This is a genomic window from Salinivibrio sp. AR640 (assembly GCF_001995405.1).
GTDB classification, from domain to species: domain Bacteria; phylum Pseudomonadota; class Gammaproteobacteria; order Enterobacterales; family Vibrionaceae; genus Salinivibrio; species Salinivibrio costicola.
Map to the genome: position 1 here is coordinate 1 of NZ_MUFD01000053.1, position 1,675 is coordinate 1,675.

Below are 1,675 nucleotides of genomic sequence, written 5' to 3' on the forward strand. Positions count from 1 at the left end.
TATATTTGTTAACATTTAGTCTTCATGCACTATAGCAAACAACACTTAAATGATTAACTAACCTCTAAATAGCTTTCCTGCATACTTCTAGTGTTTTTCTAAACTAGGCTTATTTTTAGCGAAATCACTCACTTTCTAAAAACAGCTCTAAAAGCATAAAAACAAAAACACTCAATTGAAGTCAAGAGATCTAATTTTTCCAAATGACGATAGATTTCCCACTGTCTGCGTGCTTTCTTAATCTTATTCCTTGAAAGCGAACCTGGTAAAATTCTATACTGTGTTAAAACGCTGGGCAATGGGTATGCATACTTACCAGTTTTAAGTAGTTTTAACCATAACCCATAATCCTGACCTGTACGAATATGTGGCATCTCTAAATCTGAAAAAGCTGATTTCCTAATCATTACAGTTGAGCAACCTACAGTTGCTTTTTTTCGCAATAGATCTTGATAATCTATTCTACTAGAAAGGTGAGTATCAACAGTTTTACCTAAATTTTCGTTATTTTCGTCGATCAACTCGTAAGCAGTGAAACAAAAATCTATAGCATTAGAGCTCATAAAATTGACTTGTTCAGTTAGCTTACACGAAAACCATAGATCATCACTATCAATAAAAGCAATAAAGTCACCATTCGATTTAGAAATGGAGTTATTCCTAGATAATGCCGCTCCTGAGTTAACTTTATTTTTGAAAACGTTAACTCTTGGATCTTTCTGAGATAACTCTACCAAAAACTCATATGTGCCATCTATCGAACAATCGTCAGTGACAAGCCATTCCCAGCGTTCATAGTTCTGGTTGCATATAGAATTGTATACAGATTCTATGTAGTCTATAGCGTTATAAGTAGGAGTGATTATTGAAACTAACATTTTTTAACCTAACTTGCTATTCTTCCACCATTTAATACTTTCAAGAACAAAGGAAAGTATTTATAAAAAAACTTATACGTTGTTACGGAAAGTATAAAAACACATAAAGGGATAATAAAGTAAGAAAAGAACCCCATTCCAATACCCAATGTAAAGTTGGATATCTTAAATATAATAGTGAGCAAAGGCTCATGTATGATAAACATCCAAAAACTATAAATCGATAGAGATGAGAAAAAACCTAACACGGAAGGAACTAGGCATCTTTTAATTCCAGTAAGAGAAAAAATAGCAAAGACACCAATTAACACTGTTATTCTTAATATAGGTGATGAAAAATCATCATGTCCCATCAACGATGATACCGTGAATAGACCAATAAAGATGGCTAGCAGTACTTTCCTAAAGCGATCAAAGATGAAGAGCCCACCACTAAAAAAGCTCAGACCACTACCAATAAAAAAATAAAACAATGCAGTGAAGGAAAAGTAGTCATTATCTAATAACGAAAAAGTATATATTAATACTAATGGTATACTAACAGCGACAAAAGACATTCGGTTAGAAGCAATGACGTAAATAACCGGAGATGCTAGAACAAAATATATCAAATCGCGAAGAAACCACAATTGATATGATACAGGAGTTTCACCAAAACCCATAATCTTCTGTAAAAAGTCGATAGCTCTGAGATCAGTAAAGTTATTAGCTCCTGAACTAAAAGCACTCAATAATGGTAAAGAATAGACAGTATAAAAAACAGAAAAGACGATTAAATTCCATAATAAGAATGGAAT

2 protein-coding genes are annotated in these 1,675 nt (G+C 32.7%); both read right to left on the reverse strand.

Features of this window, described 5'->3' with window-relative positions:
• Window positions 1-128: 128 nt before the first annotated feature.
• Entirely contained in the window at window positions 129-878 is a 750-nt protein-coding gene (locus BZG75_RS15080) for a glycosyltransferase family 2 protein (protein ID WP_077577417.1), read from the reverse strand.
• An 8-nt stretch (window positions 879-886) separates the two neighbouring features.
• Window positions 887-1,675 (reverse strand): acyltransferase family protein (locus tag BZG75_RS15350; protein ID WP_158010003.1); only part of this gene is annotated, 789 nt, incomplete at its 5' end.